The 17,833-nt window shown below is 70.8% G+C and carries 18 protein-coding genes; 6 read left to right on the top strand and 12 right to left on the bottom strand.

Annotated features, from left to right (window positions below; translation table 11 throughout):
- Window positions 1-49: 49 nt before the first annotated feature.
- The 3 genes from rocD to ACZ7NC_RS02555 all read right to left on the bottom strand — a co-directional run bounded on the left by rocD (window position 50) and on the right by ACZ7NC_RS02555 (window position 2,725).
- Entirely contained in the window at window positions 50-1,267 is a 1,218-nt protein-coding gene (rocD, locus tag ACZ7NC_RS02565) for an ornithine--oxo-acid transaminase (RefSeq protein WP_471484254.1), read from the bottom strand.
- On the bottom strand, window positions 1,264-2,076 hold the full coding sequence (gene ddaH, locus ACZ7NC_RS02560) for a dimethylargininase (RefSeq protein ID WP_471484252.1): 813 nt from the start codon (window positions 2,074-2,076) through the stop codon (window positions 1,264-1,266). Before ddaH ends, rocD begins: the two co-directional genes overlap by 4 nt.
- Before the next feature lie 142 nt (window positions 2,077-2,218).
- A complete protein-coding gene (locus tag ACZ7NC_RS02555) occupies window positions 2,219-2,725 on the bottom strand; it encodes an Lrp/AsnC family transcriptional regulator (RefSeq protein WP_471484251.1) in 507 nt (168 codons plus the stop codon).
- An 88-nt stretch (window positions 2,726-2,813) separates the two neighbouring features.
- Here ACZ7NC_RS02555 and ACZ7NC_RS02550 point away from each other — a divergent pair, with 88 nt between their 5' ends.
- The 4 genes from ACZ7NC_RS02550 to ACZ7NC_RS02535 are packed head-to-tail and all read left to right on the top strand — an operon-like array spanning window position 2,814 to window position 6,861.
- Window positions 2,814-3,563 (top strand): LytR/AlgR family response regulator transcription factor, encoded by a 750-nt coding sequence (locus tag ACZ7NC_RS02550; protein ID WP_471484249.1) that lies wholly within the window; start codon window positions 2,814-2,816, stop codon window positions 3,561-3,563.
- A gap of 2 nt (window positions 3,564-3,565) precedes the next feature.
- Window positions 3,566-3,925, top strand: coding sequence for a hypothetical protein (locus ACZ7NC_RS02545; protein ID WP_471484248.1), 360 nt, complete (start codon window positions 3,566-3,568; stop codon window positions 3,923-3,925).
- A 21-nt stretch (window positions 3,926-3,946) separates the two neighbouring features.
- Entirely contained in the window at window positions 3,947-5,659 is a 1,713-nt protein-coding gene (locus tag ACZ7NC_RS02540; RefSeq protein ID WP_471484246.1) for a sodium/solute symporter, read from the top strand.
- Complete coding sequence (locus ACZ7NC_RS02535) at window positions 5,656-6,861, top strand: sensor histidine kinase (RefSeq protein WP_471484244.1); 1,206 nt, start codon at window positions 5,656-5,658, stop codon at window positions 6,859-6,861. Before ACZ7NC_RS02540 ends, ACZ7NC_RS02535 begins: the two co-directional genes overlap by 4 nt.
- A 3-nt stretch (window positions 6,862-6,864) precedes the next feature.
- On the opposite strand, the gene ACZ7NC_RS02530 is transcribed toward ACZ7NC_RS02535, so the two are convergent.
- The 7 genes from ACZ7NC_RS02530 to ACZ7NC_RS02500 form a co-directional block, all read right to left on the bottom strand.
- Entirely contained in the window at window positions 6,865-7,035 is a 171-nt protein-coding gene (locus tag ACZ7NC_RS02530; protein ID WP_190072240.1) for a hypothetical protein, read from the bottom strand.
- Between the two features lie 12 nt (window positions 7,036-7,047).
- On the bottom strand, window positions 7,048-8,991 hold the full coding sequence (locus ACZ7NC_RS02525) for a serine/threonine-protein kinase (RefSeq protein WP_471484243.1): 1,944 nt from the start codon (window positions 8,989-8,991) through the stop codon (window positions 7,048-7,050).
- A gap of 43 nt (window positions 8,992-9,034) precedes the next feature.
- Window positions 9,035-10,405, bottom strand: a complete 1,371-nt coding sequence (locus ACZ7NC_RS02520) for a DUF6777 domain-containing protein (RefSeq protein WP_471484241.1) — start codon at window positions 10,403-10,405, stop codon at window positions 9,035-9,037.
- A 130-nt stretch (window positions 10,406-10,535) separates the two neighbouring features.
- A complete protein-coding gene (locus ACZ7NC_RS02515; protein ID WP_471484239.1) occupies window positions 10,536-11,486 on the bottom strand; it encodes a cytochrome c oxidase assembly protein in 951 nt (316 codons plus the stop codon).
- Between the two features lie 101 nt (window positions 11,487-11,587).
- Entirely contained in the window at window positions 11,588-12,613 is a 1,026-nt protein-coding gene (locus ACZ7NC_RS02510) for a 6-phosphofructokinase (protein ID WP_471484237.1), read from the bottom strand.
- A gap of 167 nt (window positions 12,614-12,780) precedes the next feature.
- Window positions 12,781-13,509, bottom strand: coding sequence for a type 1 glutamine amidotransferase (locus ACZ7NC_RS02505; protein WP_471484236.1), 729 nt, complete (start codon window positions 13,507-13,509; stop codon window positions 12,781-12,783).
- Between the two features lie 23 nt (window positions 13,510-13,532).
- Window positions 13,533-14,771 (bottom strand): DUF1727 domain-containing protein, encoded by a 1,239-nt coding sequence (locus ACZ7NC_RS02500; RefSeq protein ID WP_471484234.1) that lies wholly within the window; start codon window positions 14,769-14,771, stop codon window positions 13,533-13,535.
- A 112-nt stretch (window positions 14,772-14,883) separates the two neighbouring features.
- Here ACZ7NC_RS02500 and def point away from each other — a divergent pair, with 112 nt between their 5' ends.
- A complete protein-coding gene (gene def, locus ACZ7NC_RS02495; protein ID WP_471484233.1) occupies window positions 14,884-15,438 on the top strand; it encodes a peptide deformylase in 555 nt (184 codons plus the stop codon).
- Window positions 15,439-15,445: 7 nt separating this feature from the next.
- Here def and ACZ7NC_RS02490 read toward each other — a convergent pair whose 3' ends face one another.
- On the bottom strand, window positions 15,446-16,090 hold the full coding sequence (locus tag ACZ7NC_RS02490; protein ID WP_471484232.1) for a TetR/AcrR family transcriptional regulator: 645 nt from the start codon (window positions 16,088-16,090) through the stop codon (window positions 15,446-15,448).
- Window positions 16,091-16,260: 170 nt separating this feature from the next.
- Here ACZ7NC_RS02490 and ACZ7NC_RS02485 point away from each other — a divergent pair, with 170 nt between their 5' ends.
- Window positions 16,261-17,487, top strand: coding sequence for an acyl-CoA dehydrogenase family protein (locus ACZ7NC_RS02485; protein WP_471484230.1), 1,227 nt, complete (start codon window positions 16,261-16,263; stop codon window positions 17,485-17,487).
- Between the two features lie 92 nt (window positions 17,488-17,579).
- On the opposite strand, the gene ACZ7NC_RS02480 is transcribed toward ACZ7NC_RS02485, so the two are convergent.
- Window positions 17,580-17,816: a DUF6213 family protein gene (locus ACZ7NC_RS02480; RefSeq protein ID WP_471484229.1), complete on the bottom strand. Its 237-nt coding sequence runs from the start codon at window positions 17,814-17,816 to the stop codon at window positions 17,580-17,582.
- Between the last annotated feature and the right edge of the window lie 17 nt (window positions 17,817-17,833).

Below are 17,833 nucleotides of genomic sequence, written 5' to 3'. Positions count from 1 at the left end.
CCCCAACCCACGGGAGCCAGACCGCCAGGCCCGGCCGCCGGTGGCCCGTCTAGTCGAGCACCTTCTCCAGCGCCCCCAGCGCCCCCGTCAACTCCTCCGCAGTGATCGTCAGCGGAGGGGCCAGGCGGATCGTGGAGCCGTGGGTGTCCTTTACCAGGACGCCCTCGCGGAGCAGGCGTTCGCTGATCTCGCGGCCCGTGCCGACCGCGGGGTCGATGTCGACGCCCGCCCACAGGCCCCGTGCGCGGAAGCCGACGACGCCCTTGCCGAGCAGTGCCGACAGACCGCCCCGCAGGACCACGCCCAGCTCGGCGGCCCGGCGCTGGAACTCGCCCGTCTCCAGCAGCTCGACCACCGCCGTGCCGACCGCGGCGGCCAGCGGGTTGCCGCCGAACGTCGAGCCGTGCTCGCCCGGCCCCAGGACACCGAGCACCTCCCGGCGGGCCACCACCGCCGACACCGGCACGATGCCGCCGCCCAGTGCCTTGCCGAGCAGCAGCACGTCCGGGACGACCGACTCGTGCTCGACGGCGAGCGTACGGCCCGTGCGACCGAGGCCCGACTGGATCTCGTCCGCGATGAACAGGCAGCCCTTGCGGCTGGTCAGCTCGCGAACACCGGCCAGATAGCCCTGGTCGGGGATCAGTACACCCGCCTCGCCCTGAATGGGTTCCAGCAGCACCGCCGCCGTCGTCTCGTCGACCGCCGCCTCCAGCGCCGGCAGGTCGTTGTACGGCACGATCCGGAAGCCCGGTGTGAAGGGGCCGAAGCCCTGCCGCGCGGTCTCGTCCGTGGAGAACGACACGATCGTCGTCGTACGGCCGTGGAAGTTGTCGGCCGCCACCACGATCGTCGCCTGATCGGCCGGGACGCCCTTCACGTCGTACGCCCACTTGCGGGCCACCTTGATGCCGCTCTCCACGGCCTCGGCGCCCGTGTTCATCGGCAGCACCATGTCCAGGCCGGTCAGCGCCGCCAGCCGCTCGGCGAACTCGGCGAGCCTGTCGTTGTGGAAGGCCCGGGACGTCAGGGTCAGCCGGTCGAGCTGGGCGTGCGCCGCCTCGACCAGCGCCGGATGGCGGTGGCCGAAGTTCAGCGCCGAGTAACCCGCCAGCATGTCGAGGTAGCGGCGGCCCTCCACGTCCTCCACCCAGGTGCCCTCGGCCCGGGAGACGACCACCGGCAGCGGATGGTAGTTGTGCGCCAGGACCGGCTCCTCGGCGCGGATCAGATCGGCGGACGAACGGGTCTGCGCGGGCGCGGTCATGAGCGGATCTCCTGGGTGCAGCACTTGATGCCACCGCCGGCCTTGCGGAACTCCGACAGGTCGACGGGGACGGGGACATAGCCGCGCTCGTCCAGCCCGGCGGCGAGGGCCTCGGCCTGGGGCGCGATGAAGACGTGGCGGCCGTCGGACACGGAGTTCAGACCGAAGGCGGACGCGTCGTCGCGGGTCGCGAGCACCGCGTCCGGGTACAGCCGCGCGAGCACCTCACGGCTGCCCGGCGAGAACGCCTCCGGGTAGTAGGCGATGTTGTCGTCGTCGAGCACGAACAGCGCCGTGTCCAGGTGGTAGAAGTACGGATCCACCAGCGTCAGGCTGATCACCGGGTGGCCGAAGAACTCCTGCACCTCGCGGTGCGCCTCGCGGGTGGTGCGAAAGCCGGTGCCGGCGAGCACATAGCGGCCCGTCCACACCAGGTCGCCCTCGCCCTCGCACACGGACTCGGGCCGGTACACGTCGAAGCCCGCCGTCTTGAACCACGTGTCGTAGTGCGTGGACTCGGGACGGCGCTCGGCCGCGTGGAACAGGGAACCGAAGACGCGGCCGCCGACGACGACCGCCGAGTTCGCGGCGAAGACCATGTCGGGAAGACCGGCGACCGGCTCCACGACGTCGACCGCGTGGCCGTGGGAACGATAGGCACGGATCAGCGACTGCCACTGCTCCTGGGCCAGATCGACGTCCACCCGGATGTCGGGTTGCATCCAGGGGTTGATCGCGTACTGCACGGCGAAGTGTCTGGGTTCGCAGACCAGGAAGCGCCGCCGGCGCGGCACACGGGTTTCGGGCACAGAGGGGTTCCTCCGCTTCCTACGGTGTTGATGAGGATTGACTCCAAGGTAGAAAGGGAGGCCGACGAGCGACAAGAAACAAGAAGTGCGTGTTCACGCAGGAATGCTGCGTCTTCGGCCCACTCGGCGCACGACCGATGCGTCACCCCCACGACCCCGAGTCCTCCTCCTGGATGGCTTGGGTGGCACCCGCCTCCGGACTCTCCGGGATGAGATGGGACAGCACCATGACGCTGATCGTCTTGCGGATGAACGGCTCGACCCGGATCCGCTCCAGCACCTCCTCGAAATGCTCCACGTCCCGCGCCCGCACATGCAGCAGCGCGTCCGCGCCCCCGGTCACCGTCATCGCCGCGGTGATCTCGGGATGGTTGCGGACCACCTCCGCCAGCCGCCGCGGCGGGGCCGCACCCTCGCAGTACACCTCGACGTACGCCTCCGTACGCCAGCCCAGGGCCGACGGCTTGACCGTGGCCGTGAACCCGGTGATCACCCCCGTGTCCCGCAGCCGGTCCACGCGCCGCTTCACCGCGGTCGCCGACAGCCCGACGCTCGAGCCGATCTCGGCGAAACTGGTCCGGGCGTTCGCCATCAGGGCCGTGATGATCTTCCGGTCGAGTTCGTCGAAGGAGGCCGCGCCGCTGTTCATGAGGGCACTGTAAGCGGCACGACACCTGGCGCAGACGTCCACGCAGACCACATGTCCAGGCGCACGCATTGCTCTTACACTCCCGTTCATGCTGCGCGCCCTGGCTGTCGACGACGAACGCCCCTCGCTGGAGGAACTGCTCTACCTGCTGAACGCGGACCCGCGCATCGGCAGCGCGGAGGGCGCCGGCGACGCGACCGAGGCGCTGCGCCGGATCAACCGAGCCCTGGAGTCGGGACCGTACGGCCCGGAGTCGATCGACGTCGTCTTCCTCGACATCAACATGCCCGGCCTTGACGGCCTGGACCTGGCCCGGCTGCTCACCGGCCTCGCCAAGCCGCCGCTGGTCGTGTTCGTCACCGCCCACGAGGACTTCGCCGTCCAGGCCTTCGACCTCAAGGCCGTCGACTACGTTCTCAAGCCCGTGCGCAAGGAACGCCTCGCGGAAGCCATCCGCCGTGCCGCCGAGCTCAGGGACACCGGGCCCCGAATACCCGTGAGCGAACCCGACCCCGACCACATCCCCGTCGAACTCGGCGGAGTGACCCGATTCGTCGCCGTCGAGGACATCACGCACGTCGAGGCCCAGGGCGACTACGCCCGTCTGCACACCGAAAAGGGCAGCCACCTCGTCCGCATCCCCCTGTCCACACTGGAGGAGCGCTGGCGCTCGCGCGGCTTCGTCCGCATCCACCGCCGCCACCTCGTCGCCCTGCGCCACATCGGCGAGCTCCGCCTGGACGCGGGCACCGTCAGCGTCATGGTCGGCGCCGAGGAACTCCAGGTCAGCCGCCGGCACGCACGCGAGCTGCGAGACCTGCTCATGAGGAGGCCATGACGATGCCGCAGAGCCCCACCGAACGCCGTGTCGTCGTCACCGGCCCACCCCGGCAGACCCGCCGCGTCTCCGGCTACTACCGCCCGCGCACCGAGATCGACGAGCAGACCACCCTCGGCCACACCTACGTCCGCTCCCTGATGCGCACCCAACTGCGCGCCGGCCTCACCGTGTTCGCGGTCCTGGGCCTGCTCATCGGCCCCCTGCCGCTGCTCTTCGCGGCCATGCCGGACGCCCGCGGCCTGGAGTTGCTGGTCCTCGGCTTCTGCCTCTACGCCCCCATGGTCCTCCTCGCTCGCTGGTACGTGCGGCGCGCCGAACGCAACGAGCGGGACTTCGTGCGCCTCGTCGAAGACCGCTGAGCCCGAGGAACCGATGCGCCCGTGAACTCCAGCTACGCCGTCCCCGCCGTCGCCCTCGTCGTCCTCGCGACCGTCCTCGTCGGCGCCTTCGGCCTGCGCATCTCCCGCACCACCTCCGACTTCTACGTCGCCTCCCGCACCGTCGGCCCCCGCCTCAACGCGGCCGCGATCAGCGGCGAGTACCTCTCCGCCGCCTCCTTCCTCGGCATCGCCGGCCTCCTCCTCGTCCAGGGCCCCGACATGCTCTGGTACCCGGTCGGCTACACCGCCGGATACCTGGTCCTGCTGCTGTTCGTCGCCGCCCCGCTGCGCCGCTCCGGTGCCTACACACTTCCCGACTTCGCCGAGGCCCGGCTGTCCTCCCAGGCCGTACGCCGGCTCGCGGGCGCCTTCGTCGTCGGCACCGGCTGGCTGTATCTGCTGCCCCAACTCCAGGGCGCCGGACTGACGCTGACCGTGCTGACGGGCGCGCCCGACTCGCTCGGCGGACTGATCGTCGCCGTCGTCGTGGTCGCCATCGTCGCCGCCGGCGGCATGCGCAGCATCACCTTCGTGCAGGCCTTCCAGTACTGGCTGAAACTCACCGCCCTGCTCGTCCCCGCCCTCTTCCTGATCCTCGCCTGGCAGAGCGACGGCGCCCCCCGCCACGCCTTCGACGAACCGGCGACCTTCCGTGAACAGAGCGTCGTCCGCGTCGACGACAGCATCAAGCTGAGACTCGACCGGCCGCTGTCCGTCACGGTCAACGGCACCATCGACGGCCGCACCCACGACGACCACAAGCTGGAACTCCCCGCCGGCACCCACCACATCGAGGCCGGCACCCGTCTGACCTTCGCCAAGGGCGCAGAGATACCCGAACGCGACCGCAGCGCGGGCGGCGGCCTGTCCCCGTCGCAGGCCGAGACCCGCGGCGAACGCCCCCTGTACGCCACGTACGGCCTGATCCTCGCCACGTTCCTCGGCACCATGGGACTGCCGCATGTCGTCGTGCGCTTCTACACCAGCCCGCACGGCGTCGCCGCCCGCCGCACCACCGTCGCCGTGCTCGGCCTGATCGGCGCCTTCTACCTGCTGCCCCCGGTCTACGGCGCCCTCGGCCGTATCTACGCCCCCGAACTCACCCTCACCGGCGACGCGGACGCCGCCGCGCTCCTCCTGCCCGACCGCATGATCGGCGGCCTCGGCGGTGACCTGCTCGGCGCGCTGGTCGCGGGCGGCGCGTTCGCCGCGTTCCTGTCCACGGCGTCCGGCCTGACCATGGCCGTCGCGGGCGTGCTCACCCAGGACGTCCTGCCGGCCCGCGGCGTACGGCACTTCCGGCTCGGCACGGTCCTCGCCATGGCCGTGCCGCTCGCCGCGAGCGCCCTGGTCGGCGGGCTGCCGGTGGCCGACGCGGTGGGCCTCGCCTTCGCCGTGTCGGCGTCGTCCTTCTGCCCGCTGCTTGTTCTCGGCATCTGGTGGCGCCGCCTCACCCCGCCCGGCGCCGCCGCCGGGATGCTGGTGGGCGGCGGCTCGGCACTGCTCGCCGTCGCCGCGACCATGGCGGGCTTCCCGGGCTCCGGCGCGCTGCACGCGCTGCTCGCCTGGCCCGCGGTCTGGTCGGTGCCGCTGGGCTTCCTCACCATGGTGCTGGTGTCCCTGGCGACCCCGGGCCGGGTGCCGCCCGGGACGGCGGCGATCCTGGCGCGCTTCCATCTGCCGGAGGAACTGCGGGCGGAGGCGAAGGCATGAGCGGATTCATCGCGGGCCTGTGCGTGGCGATCCTCCCGCTGCTCGCCGCGGGCTTCTGGCTCGGCCGCCGCACCGCCCGCCCCGAGAACCTCGGCGACCTGGGCACCCCCGTCGAGCACGCCACCTTCGAGACGCTGCACACCGCCTCCCTCGCCGCGCCCCCGCTGCGCGCCGGACTCACCGAGGAGACCGCCCGCAAGTCGGCACGCAGGCTCCGCTCACTCCTCGGCACCGACGCGCTGTGCCTGACGGACCAGAAGGAGGTCCTGGTGTGGGACGGGGTGGGCGGCCATCACCGTACGGAGATCATGGAACTCCTCGCCGGCCCCCTGGAGTCCGGTCGCGGCGAGGCCCTCCCGCTCACCTGCGACACCCCCGACTGCCCGGTGCGCTGGGCGGTCGTCGCCCCGCTGACCGTCGACGACCGCGTCCACGGCGCCCTCGTCGCCTGCGCGCCCCGCGAGTCGGCGGTGCTCGTGCGCGCGGCGGGCGAAGTGGCCCGCTGGGTGTCCGTACAACTGGAGCTGGCCGACCTCGACCAGTCCCGTACCCGGCTGATCGAGGCCGAGATCAAGGCACTGCGGGCGCAGATCTCCCCGCACTTCATCTTCAACTCGCTCGCGGTGATCGCCAGCTTCGTCCGCACCGACCCCGAGCGCGCCCGCGAACTGCTCCTGGAATTCGCCGACTTCACCCGCTACTCGTTCCGCAGACATGGCGACTTCACCACCCTCGCCGACGAACTCCACGCCATCGACCACTACTTGGCGCTGGTGCGGGCACGCTTCGGCGACCGCCTCTCCGTCACCCTCCAGATCGCCCCGGAGGTACTGCCGGTCGCCCTGCCCTTCCTGTGCCTGCAGCCGCTCGTCGAGAACGCCGTCAAGCACGGCCTGGAGGGGGCCGCCGACAAGTGCCGCATCCAGATCACCGCGCAGGACGCCGGCGCCGAGGCCCTCGTCGTGATCGAGGACGACGGCGCCGGAATGGACCCCGTCCTGCTGCGCCGCATCCTCGCGGGCGAGGTCAGCCCCTCGGGGGGCATCGGGCTGTCGAACGTCGACGACCGGCTACGGCAGGTGTACGGCGACGACTACGGCCTCGTCATCGAGACCGCCCTGGGCGCGGGCATGAAGGTGACCGCCCGGCTGCCGAAGTACCAGCCGGGCGTGCACTCGGCGGGGCGACTCGCCCGGGAGTGAGGCTCAGGTGGGGCGGCTGACGACCATCCCCAGCGTGATGAGCCCCAGCACCACCCACCCGAACCACAGCCAGCCATTGCTCCCGAGCGCCACCGTGTAGGCCGTGACCACGACGAGTCCGCCTACGGTGAGCACCCCCATCGCCTTCGTAGAACCGTCCGTAGAACCGGGCATCGCAACACCCTCCTAGGGTTCGTCCCCCTCCATGGTGCCCCCGTTCTGCTTCCGGACGGTGCACACGACGAAATGGGTGCCGTTCTTCCAGGCCCCCTCGCTGGTCCAGGAGCCCGCCGTGTACACGGAGGGATCGAATCCGTAGTCGCGCGGCGGCACCTCCCGGGCGCACGCCGTGTCCGACTCGGTACGGGCCTCGCTCAGCGTGACGTCGGCGCCCAGCCGGGCGAAACCGAGCACCTGCTCGTCGTGCGGCCCCGCGCAGGACACCAGCCGGGCGTCCCGGTGCGAGCGCACGTCCAGACAGTCCCGCCGCTGCATCGTCGCCGTGTCCGCGAAGGCCGACCCCGCCTCGCGGTGCTCGCCCAGCGGCCCGTACACCGGCCCGTGCCCGCCCAGCACCAGACAGGCGGTACGCCGCCCCGCCGCCTCGAAACCCGCCTCGCTCGGCACCACGGCGAAGCTGCGGACGTCCGCCAGCCCCTCCCGGAACTCCTCCGTCCGCTCCTCGCACGCCGCCGGCCCCTCCTGGCGGGCCTCGGCGGCCGACGCGGCCGCCACGAACGCCATCACCTGACCGTCGGGCGCCTGCTCCCCGCAACCGGGATCCAGACTCAGCCGGGGCGTGCCCTGGAAGGCGGCCCCGCCGGGCCAGTCGGCGAGCACACAGTCGCCGCCCTTCAGCGGCCCGCCGAGCCCGACGGCATCGCCGTACGGCCGCTCGGTCCCGCCGGTCTGCGACCGCTGGGACATGGCGTACCAGACGCCGGTCCCCGCGAGCGCCAGCCCGAGCAGACCGGCGAGGACCGCGTGGCGGACGCGGGGGCGGGTCCGGCCCGGCTCACCCGATCCGAAGCCGCGCGGCCCACCGGGAGGCTCGGGCAACCAATCGCCGGGCTGCCCGGGCGCGGAGCCCTGCGATCCGTCGACACGTCCGGACGGGGGACGGAAGCCCTGCGCGGCGCCCGGCCGCTCGGACCCGGGCAGGGACCCGAACCCTCCCGCGTCGGGCACGGCCCTCGCGGGCGGCGACCCGCCCCAGTGCGGCTGCGAGCCGAGGTCGGTCTGGGTCCGCGCGTACGCGTCGGCCTCCGGAACGACGATCCGCGACAGCGCCGCCTCAGCCTCCGCGGCCGACATCCGCCGCGCCGGATCCTTTTCCAGCAACGCCCGCAGGACCGGCTCCAGCGCCCCGGCCCGCCCGGCCGCCCGGGGCTCCTCCATGACCACCGCGGTGAGTTCCGCCAGATGCGACTCACGGTCGAAGGGACCTCGGCCCTCGGCGGCGTAGTACAGCGTGCAGCCCAGTGAGAACAGGTCGGCGGCCGGCGTGGGCGCCCCGCCCGTGACCCGCTCCGGCGCCAGATAGCCCGCCGTGCCCACCAGCACCGACGCCAGCGTGTACCGCGTCTCACCGGCGTCCGGCTGCACCGAGATGCCATAGTCGGTGAGCAGTACGCGCCCGTACGGCGCCCCGGTGCGGTCCGGTGCCAGCAGGATGTTCGCCGGCTTCACGTCCCGGTGCATGATGCCCCGCCGGTGTCCGGCGGTCAGCGCGTCGAGCACGGCGAGCCCGACGCGGGCGCACTCCGCGGGCGCCAGGGGGCCCTGCTGATCGACCAGGTCACGCAGGTTGACGGCACCTTCCACGTACTCCATGACGATCCACGGCAGCCCGTCGTGCTCCAGCACGTCGTGCACGGTCACCACATGCGGATGCCCTCGCAGCCCCGCCGCGTGCCGGGCCTCCGCGCGGGCCCGGGCCACCCGGGCCTCGCGCTCGTCGGCCTCGGCCGGGTCCCGGAACACGATCTCCTTGAGCGCGACCTCACAGGCGAGTCTCCGGTCGTGGGCGAGCCAGACATGGCCCATACCGCCGCTGCCGAGCCGGTTCAGCAGCAGATAACGGCCGGCGATGACCCGGCCCACTCCCGACGTCGGTGTTCCTGAAGGCATCCGGTGACTCCCGGGTTCTGCGGGTGCGCTGGCCGCGTGGTCGTTAGGCGGACGTGCTCGCGGTGGGCCCGTCGGTGGACGGCCTGCCCGTCGCGGGTTCGGACGTGGCGGGGGCGGTGGTCACGGGCGGTGGTGCGCTGCTGGTGACCGGGGCGCTGGTCGGGGGCGAGCCGGTGGTCTCCGGTGGCGCGCTGGTGACGGCCGGGGGTGGTGAGCTCGACGCGCTCGGGGGTGGTGAGCTGGAGGCCGTGGGGGCCTTGGTCGACGGGGACGGGGGCGGGGGCGGGGGCGCGGAGGGCGGTGCGGAGGACGGCGGGGCCGAGGACGGGGGCCCGCTGGTGGGGCCGGGGCCTCCGGGCTCGGAGCTGCCGGGAGCCGAGCTGCCGGGGCCGGAACTGCCGGGCCCCGAGGACGGGGTCGACGGAGTCGGGGCCGAGGGATCCCCGGGCGGCCGGGAGGTGTCCGAGCGCGGCGGAGTGGACGTCGTACCGTCGGACGGCCCGCTGGAGCCGGAGCTCCCGCCGGCCACGCTCAACATCACGTACTCCCCGAACCGCAGCTCGGTCCCGGCCGGCGGATCCGACGCCGTCACCCTGGCGTCGTCGGGCGGCAGCCCCCCGCCGTCGAAGCCGACCGCGAGCCCCTTGCCTGCCAGCCGCCGGCTCGCCTGTCCGAACGTCGCCCCGGCGAGGTCGGGCACCGCACGCCGCTCGCGCGTGTCGAACGCGGTGTCGTCCTCGCCCGTGGTGCCGACGGGACGGTCGATGCCCCGGTCGGGCTCGTCCACGTCGACCAGCGCGAGCCGCTCCACTTTCCGCGTGGCGGGCCGCACGGCCACCACGGACGACTTCTCGTATCCCTTCCACTCCTCGTTCCGGTCGTCGAACTCGACCTTTATCCGAGTCGTGTCCCCCTCGAAGGGACGCAGCGGATTTCCGCATGAGCACTTCACGGCGGGAAGCCCGTCCGCATCGACAAGAATCGCGATTCCCGCCTGAAGTAGCGCATTGAAGGGGACGGCCTTTCCCTTCTTGTAGTCGTGATTCCGCACGAGAGTGTCGTGACGCAGGAGAACAGGTGTGAGGCGATCGATATAAACCGGAATCTCGTCCGTGGTGATGGAGAGCGCCGCTGCCCACGCCTGTGCCTTACGGTCATTGACGGGATCGGTGAGAAACTCCTTCAGCCGTTCGACATCGCAGATCGTCGGCTCCTTGGAACCCCCGTACAGACCTGGCGTATCGCCCTGCTGCAGACCGCCGTGCGCCGTCTGCGCCCTGACCTGCGCGTCCCGCCCCAGCCCCTGGTTCTCGTCGAAGAAGGGCGCGAGGGAAGGAACTCCCGCGGCCACGGCCTTCACCAGGAACAAGGGCGCGTCCCGGTCGCACGCGCTGAGCGCCAGAACGAGGGCCAACAGGACGGCGATCCTCCGAACCACCGCTTTCCCGGACCTGTGTACGAAAACATGAAACGCCATTACCGCTCCCCCCGGCGGTTCCCCCGACGCGCTTCATGCTACTGAAAGGCGAAGCCTTTCGGTTTCCTCAGTTTCCGCGTGCGTTCAATGAGGCCAAATAGGCGTTGTACGCCTCGAGTTCCTTGTCGCCGTCGCGATCGGCGGCCCGGTCCTTGCGCTTGGCCTGCCGCTGCTCCGAGCCGTACCACTGGAACAGCAGCGCGATCAGCACCAGCACGGACGGAACCTCACTGAACGCCCAGGCGATACCGCCGGCGGCGTTCTGGTCGGAGAGCGCGTCGATACCGAGCGAGGCGGGCGGGTTCTTGAACGTCTCGACCATCGGCGACGACGCCATCATCAACGCGATACCGAAGAACGCGTGGAACGGCATACCGGCGAACAGCTCCAGCATCCGCATCAGATACCCCGGCCGATGCGGTCCGGGATCCACGCCGATGATCGGCCAGAAGAACACCACGCCCACGGCGAGGAAGTGCACCATCATCGCGATGTGCCCCGTCCTGGAGCCCATCAGGAAGTCGAAGAGCGGCGTGAAGTACAGCGCGTAGAGGCTGGCGATGAACAGCGGGATCGTGAACGCCGGATGTGTGATGATCCGCATGTACCGGCTGTGCAGCAGGGCCAGCAGCAACTCCCGCGGCCCCTTGCGCCCCCGTCCGGCGGGCGGCAGGGCCCGCAGCGCCAGCGTGACGGGCGCACCCAGCAGAAGCAGGATCGGCGACAGCATGCTGATCACCATGTGCTGCACCATGTGCACGCTGAACATGACCATCCCGTAGTCATTCAGCCCGGTACACATGACGAGCATCACGGACAGCACACCGAAGACGTACGAGACGGTCCGCCCCACCGGCCACTTGTCCCCACGCCGCCGCAGCCGCACGACGCCCCACGCATAGAGCGCGAGCCCCACAAGACAGGCGACGAGGAAGAACGGGTCCGCGGACCACGCAAGCCCCCGCCCCAGCGTGAACGGCGGCAGATCCATCATCATGCCGTGCCCGCCGTGATCCATCCTGCGGCTCCTGTTTCGTGGGGGTTGTGCGCTGTCTGTCCCCCACAGACTAGAACTGCCCCCGGCCGAGCCATCGACCGGGGGCAACTACGGCGAAGCCCCTAAAGCACGCACTCAGCCTCTTCGTAACGGTCCTCGGGAACCGTCTTCAACGTCTCCACGGCCTCAGCGAGCGGCACCATCACGATGTCCGTCCCCTGCAGCGCCGTCATATGACCGAACTCCCCCCGGTGCACGGCCTCCACCGCGTGCCACCCGAACCGGGTCGCCAGCACCCGGTCGTACGCGGTGGGCGTACCACCACGCTGCACATGCCCGAGAATGACCGGCCGGGCTTCCTTCCCGAGCCGCTCCTCCAGCTCGATGGACAGCTGACGGGCGATCCCGGCGAACCGCTCATGCCCGTAGATGTCCTTGCCGCCCTCGTCGAAGCGCATCGTGCCGGGCCGCGGCTTGGCACCCTCCGCCGCCACGACGATCGCGAAGCGCTTCCCCGCCTCGAACCGCTCACCGACGACCCGGCTCAACTCCTCGATGTCGAAGGGCCGTTCCGGTACGACGACGGCGTGCGCGCCGGCCGCCATGCCGGAGTGCAGCGCGATCCAGCCGGTGTGCCGTCCCATGACCTCGACCACCAGGACCCGCTGATGGGACTCGGCGGTGGTCTTGAGCCGGTCCAGGGCCTCGGTGGCCACGGTCACCGCCGTGTCGAAGCCGAAGGTGACGTCGGTGACCGCGATGTCGTTGTCGATGGTCTTCGGCACGCCCACGACGGGCAGGCCGCTGTCCGACATCAGCCGGGCCGCCTTGAGCGTGCCCTCACCGCCGATGGGGATGATCGCGTCGAGGCCGAGTTCCTCGACATGGCCCTTGGCCCGCTCCACGCCGTCCCGCAGATGGGAGGGCTGGACCCGGGAGGAACCGAGGATCGTGCCGCCGCGGGCGAGGATGCCGCCCACCGCGTCGAGGTCGAGCTTGAGGTAGTCGCACTCCAGGAGACCTTTCCAGCCGTCCCGGAAGCCGATGACCTCGTCGCCGTGGTCGACGACGGCGCGGTGCACGACGGACCGGATGACGGCGTTCAGGCCGGGGCAGTCGCCGCCGGACGTGAGGACACCAATGCGCATAGCCCGAAAACCTTCTCGACGTGGGCCGGAACCGGACCACGCTGTCCGGCTCGAATCCCCGCCACCCTAGCGGCACAGGGGGGCGGGACCGAACCAAGCGTCCGCCTGCTGGACGACCCCGCTCACCTGTGCGGACGCACGGTCAGACGGGCTGCCGAGCGATCGTTTTACGCGGGCTGCTGCGCGGACGCGATGCGCTCGTTGCGCAGCGCCTCGTACCAGCGGTCGTCCGTCGGAGGCAGCGCGTTCACATCGAGCGCCAGCTTCAGCAGCAGGTCGGCGATCAGCGGGTTCCGGGCGAGCACCGGGCCGTGCATGTACGTACCGAAGACGGTCTCGTTGTACGCGCCCTCCGTGCCGTCACCCGTGCCGTTGCCGTTGCCGAGGCGGACCTGGGCGAAGGGGCGGGCGGTCGGGCCGAGGTGGGTGACGCCCTGGTGGTTCTCGAAGCCGGTCAGCGGGGGCAGACCGAGGCGCGGGTCGATGTCGCCGAGCACGTCACCCACGCACCGCTCGCCCTCGCCGCGCACGGACACCACGTCGATCAGACCGAGGCCGGGCTCGCGCTGCCCGAGGTCGTTGATGAACTCGTGGCCGAGGATCTGGTACCCGGCGCACACCGAGAACACGATGGCGCCGTTCTCGACGGCCCGGTGCAGACCGCCGTCCCGGCGCAGCCGCTCCGCGGCCAGCCGCTGCGGGCGGTCCTCGCCGCCGCCGATGAGGTAGATGTCGCCGGAGGTCGGGATCGGCTGGTCGCTGCGCACGTCGAGCCGGGCCACGTCGAGACCGCGCTGCCGGGCCCGCCGTTCCACGACGAGGACGTTGCCCTGGTCGCCGTAGGTGCTGAGCAGGTCCGGGTAGATCCAGACGACCCGCAGTTGGTTGTCGCTCACTTAAGTCCCCTGAAGTCTGGTGGTCAGTTGCCGACCCGGCGGCGCAAGTCCTGGAACGCGGTGTAGTTGGCGATGACCTCGATCCGGCCCGGCGGGCACATCTGCACGGCATGGTCGAGGTTCTCGCAGACCTGGAACTGCTGGTTCGCGACCTCCAGCCGCACCGCCAGGTCGAGTTTGCGGTCGCCGAGGACACAGATCGGGTGCCCGGACAGCCGCGTGTAGTCGACGTCCCACAGCCAGGAGGTGTCGGTGCCGTCGGCGCCGCGCGCGTTCACCGAGAGGATCACCGGGGTCGGCGGCGGGTCGATGAGGGAGAACGTCTCCAGCCAGCCCGCGGGGTTCTTGGCGAGCAGCAGCCGCAGATCCCGCCCCTCGAACTGCACGACGTCATAGCGCCCGGCGACGGCCTGCACCTGGTACATCCGCTCCAGGGCGACCTGCGGCGGTACGCCGAACACGGCGGCGACGGCGGCCGAGGACGTGGCGTTGGCCTTGTTCGCGCGGCCGGGCAGCTGGAGATGGATGGGCCAGGCGGAGCCGTGCGGGTCGAGGACATGGTCACCGGACAGCGCCCAGCTGGGCGTCGGACGCCGGAAGCCGCACTCGCCGCAGAACCAGTCGTCGCCCGGCCGCTGCATCACACCGCCGCAGGACGGGCAGGACCAGGCGTCGTCCTTCCACATCTGACCGGCGGCGACCCAGATCACATTGGGGGAGGAGGACGCGGCCCATACGACCAGCGGATCGTCGGCGTTGGCGACGATCACCGCCTTCGAACCCGTGAGCCCCTCGCGCCAGTTCTCGGCGAGCATCCGGGTCTCGGCGGCCCGGTCCAGCTGGTCGCGGGAGAGGTTGAGCAGCGCGATGCACTTCGGGTCCGTGTCCCGGGCGACCCCGGCGAGGTACTTCTCGTCGACCTCGATGACGCCGTACCGCGCCTCCGAGCCGCCCGCCAGCGCCGAGGTGATGCCCGCGGGCATGTTGGCGCCGAGGGCGTTGGAGACGACCGGCCCGGCGGCCCGCAGGGCCTCGGCGATGAGCCGGGTCGTCGTGGTCTTGCCGTTGGTCGCCGAGACGAGGACCACGTCCAGGTTCTGGGCGAGCCGGGCGAGGAGGTCGGGGTCGAGTTTGAGCGCCACCCGGCCGCCGATCACCGAACCGCTGCCGCGCCCTGCGGCGCGAGATGCCGCCGCGACCGCCTTGCCCGCGGTCACGGCGATCTTGGCCCGCGGCGTGAGCGGGTCCGAGTTGCCTGCCATCAGTTCTCGATCCTCCTTGCGTACGCGCCGCGCCTGAAGCCCTACGGCAACGTGGTGGTGGTCAGCCTATCGAGATCCATTCGCACTCCCGAATCGCCGTACCCTTGCCGCCATGCGCAACGGCTCCATTCCGGGCACTCACGGACGTGTTCGGCCCCTCACTCTGCTCGGAAGCCCGGTGCTCCAGGCACCCTGCGAGCAGGTCACCGACTTCGGCCCGGAACTGGCGAGGCTCGTGGACGACCTGTTCGCGACGATGTACGCCGCGCAGGGCGTGGGTCTTGCCGCGAACCAGGTGGGGGAGTCGCTGCGGGTCTTCGTGTACGACTGCCCCGACGACGAGGACGTACGACACCTCGGCCATGTGGTGAACCCACGGCTCGTGGAGGCGGACGGTGTGGTGATCCGGGGCCCTGAGGGCTGTCTGTCCCTGCCGGGCCTGGAGGCGGGGACGGAGCGGTACGACCACGCGGTGGTCGAGGGCTTCACGGTGACGGGGGAGCCGGTGACGATCCACGGCACGGGGTTCTTCGCACGGTGTCTCCAGCATGAGTGCGACCACTTGGAAGGGAAGGTGTACGCGGACCGCGTGACGGGGTGGCGCCGCAGACGCCTGCTGCGCCAAGCGGCCCGAGCCTCTTGGCGCCGGGTGGGGTCGCCCGCCTAGGGGACCGTCAGAACCCGGGACCGCCGATCTTGTCCCCCGCCGCGGCGAGCCGACCCCACAACAGGTCGGCCAGACTGCGCACCAACTCCGCCCGCGAACACGGCCGTTCTCCCAGCCACCAGTCCCCGGCGGCATGCATCATCCCGACGATGCCATGCCCCCAGACCCGAGCCAGCTGCTGACTCCCGGGCCCGAGATCCAACCGCTCCTCGATCACGGTGGCCAGCTCCTCGCCCATCGTGCGGAGCAACGGCATCGAGTGCTTACCGACGTCGAACCCCTGATCCGCCGTCTGAGCCCCCTCGGTCGGATGCATCAGAAACCGATACACCTGAGGCCGGGCCTCGATCGCCGCGAGGTATGTGTCCAACGTGGACTCGACCCGCTCACGCCGGTCCGCGGGAGCGTCCAGCGCGGCCCGCAACGAGTCCAGCAGCGCATCCGTGTGCCGCTTGGCCAACGCCGCGTAAAGTCCGCCTTTGTCGCCGAAGTGCCGGTACAGAATCGGCTTCGTGATACCCGCCTCCGCGGCGATGGCGTTCATCGAGGCGTGCGGGCCGTCGCGCAGCACCACCCGGTCGGCGGCCTCCAGCAGCTCGCGCCGACGGCGGTCGGCGGATCGTTGCTGATCGGTCCGCTGCGTGGTGTCCATTCGCTCTCCCCACCCGTGCTCAATCGATGACGCCTGCGCAAACTAACACTCAACATGCTGCATCCATCGAATGGGCTCTCGATGAGTCATCCGGAGTTGACTTTACCTACCAGCCAGTAACAAACTAGGGTTACCGCTAGTAACACGCACGTACCGCCGCTGGAGGGGCTATGGCCGAGTTCACCATGGAACTCAACGACGAACAGAAGGAGGTCCGCGACTGGCTCCACGGCTTCGCCGCCGATGTGATCCGCCCCGCGGCCGCCGAATGGGACGAGCGTGAGGAGACCCCCTGGCCGGTCATCCAGGAGGCCGCCAAGGTCGGCATCTACTCACTCGACTTCTACGCCCAGCAGTACTTCGACCCGACCGGCCTCGGCATCCCCACGGCGATGGAGGAGCTGTTCTGGGGTGACGCGGGCATCGCCCTGTCGATCGTGGGCACCGGGCTCGCCGCCGTCGGCGTCCTGGCCAACGGCACCGAGGAGCAGATCGGCACCTGGGTGCCCCAGATGTACGGCGACGCCAACGATGTCAAGCTCGCCGCCTTCTGCTCCTCCGAGCCCGACGCCGGTTCCGACGTGGCCTCGATGCGTACGCGCGCCGTGTACGACGAGGCCAAGGACGAGTGGGTGATCAACGGTACGAAGACCTGGGCGACCAACGGCGGTATCGCCAACGTCCATGTGGTGGTCGCCGTCGTCGACGCGGACCTCGGCTCCAAGGGCCACGCGTCCTTCATCATCCCGCCGAACACGCCGGGCCTGTCGCAGGGCCAGAAGTTCAAGAAGCACGGGATCCGCGCCTCGCACACAGCCGAGGTCATCCTGGACAACGTGCGGGTGCCGGGCTCCTGCCTGCTCGGCGGCAAGGAGAAGCTGGACGAGCGGCTGGCGCGGGCCCGTGAGCGGGCCAGGACGGGCGGCGAGCGTGTGAAGAACGCGGCGATGGCCACGTTCGAGGCGTCGCGGCCGGCCGTCGGCGCGATGGCCGTCGGTACGGCCCGCGCCGCTTACGAGGTCGCCCTCGACTACGCGATGACGCGTGAGCAGTTCGGGCGGCCGATCATCGACAACCAGGGTGTCGCCTTCCAGCTGGCCGAGATGCGGACGCAGATCGACGCGGCGCGGCTGCTGGTGTGGCGGGCCTCCTGGATGGCGGTCAACGGGAAGCCGTTCACGGCGGCCGAGGGTTCGATGTCGAAGCTGTTCGCGAGTGAGACGGCGAAGAAGGTGACGGCTCAGGCGATACAGATCCTGGGCGGCAACGGCTACACGCGGGAGTACCCGGTGGAGCGTATGCACCGGGATTCCGCGATCTACACGATCTTCGAGGGGACGAGCGAGATCCAGCGGCTGGTGATCGCCCGTACGTTGTCGGGTATGCCGATCCGGTAGGCGCCGTAGGGGTTGCTGCGCGATGCGGTCCGTGGGTGCGCGGGGGCCGGTCGCGCAGTTCCCCGCAGGGGGCCGGCAACGAAATGCGCCCCCTACGGCGTGGTCCCGCTGCTGTGCGCGATGCACGCCACGTCGATCCGATCCGCGAGCTTCGCCAGCTCGATCGTCAACGCGGCCACCGTGTCCTCGTCGAGCCCTTCCTCCCCTGCCTCGACGAGGTGCAGCCACCGACCGCCCACCGTACGCAGCAGCTTGCTCACATCGGCGGCAGACACCTGCAAGGTCCCGCGGTCATCGACGATCAGCGGCAGAGTAACTTCGCGGTTCACACCCGGGATCGTAACCG

The organism is Streptomyces sp. NPDC111802 (genome assembly GCF_055634335.1).
Note: the sequence above shows the minus strand (reverse complement) of the source record. Positions and strands in the feature narration are given on the sequence as shown.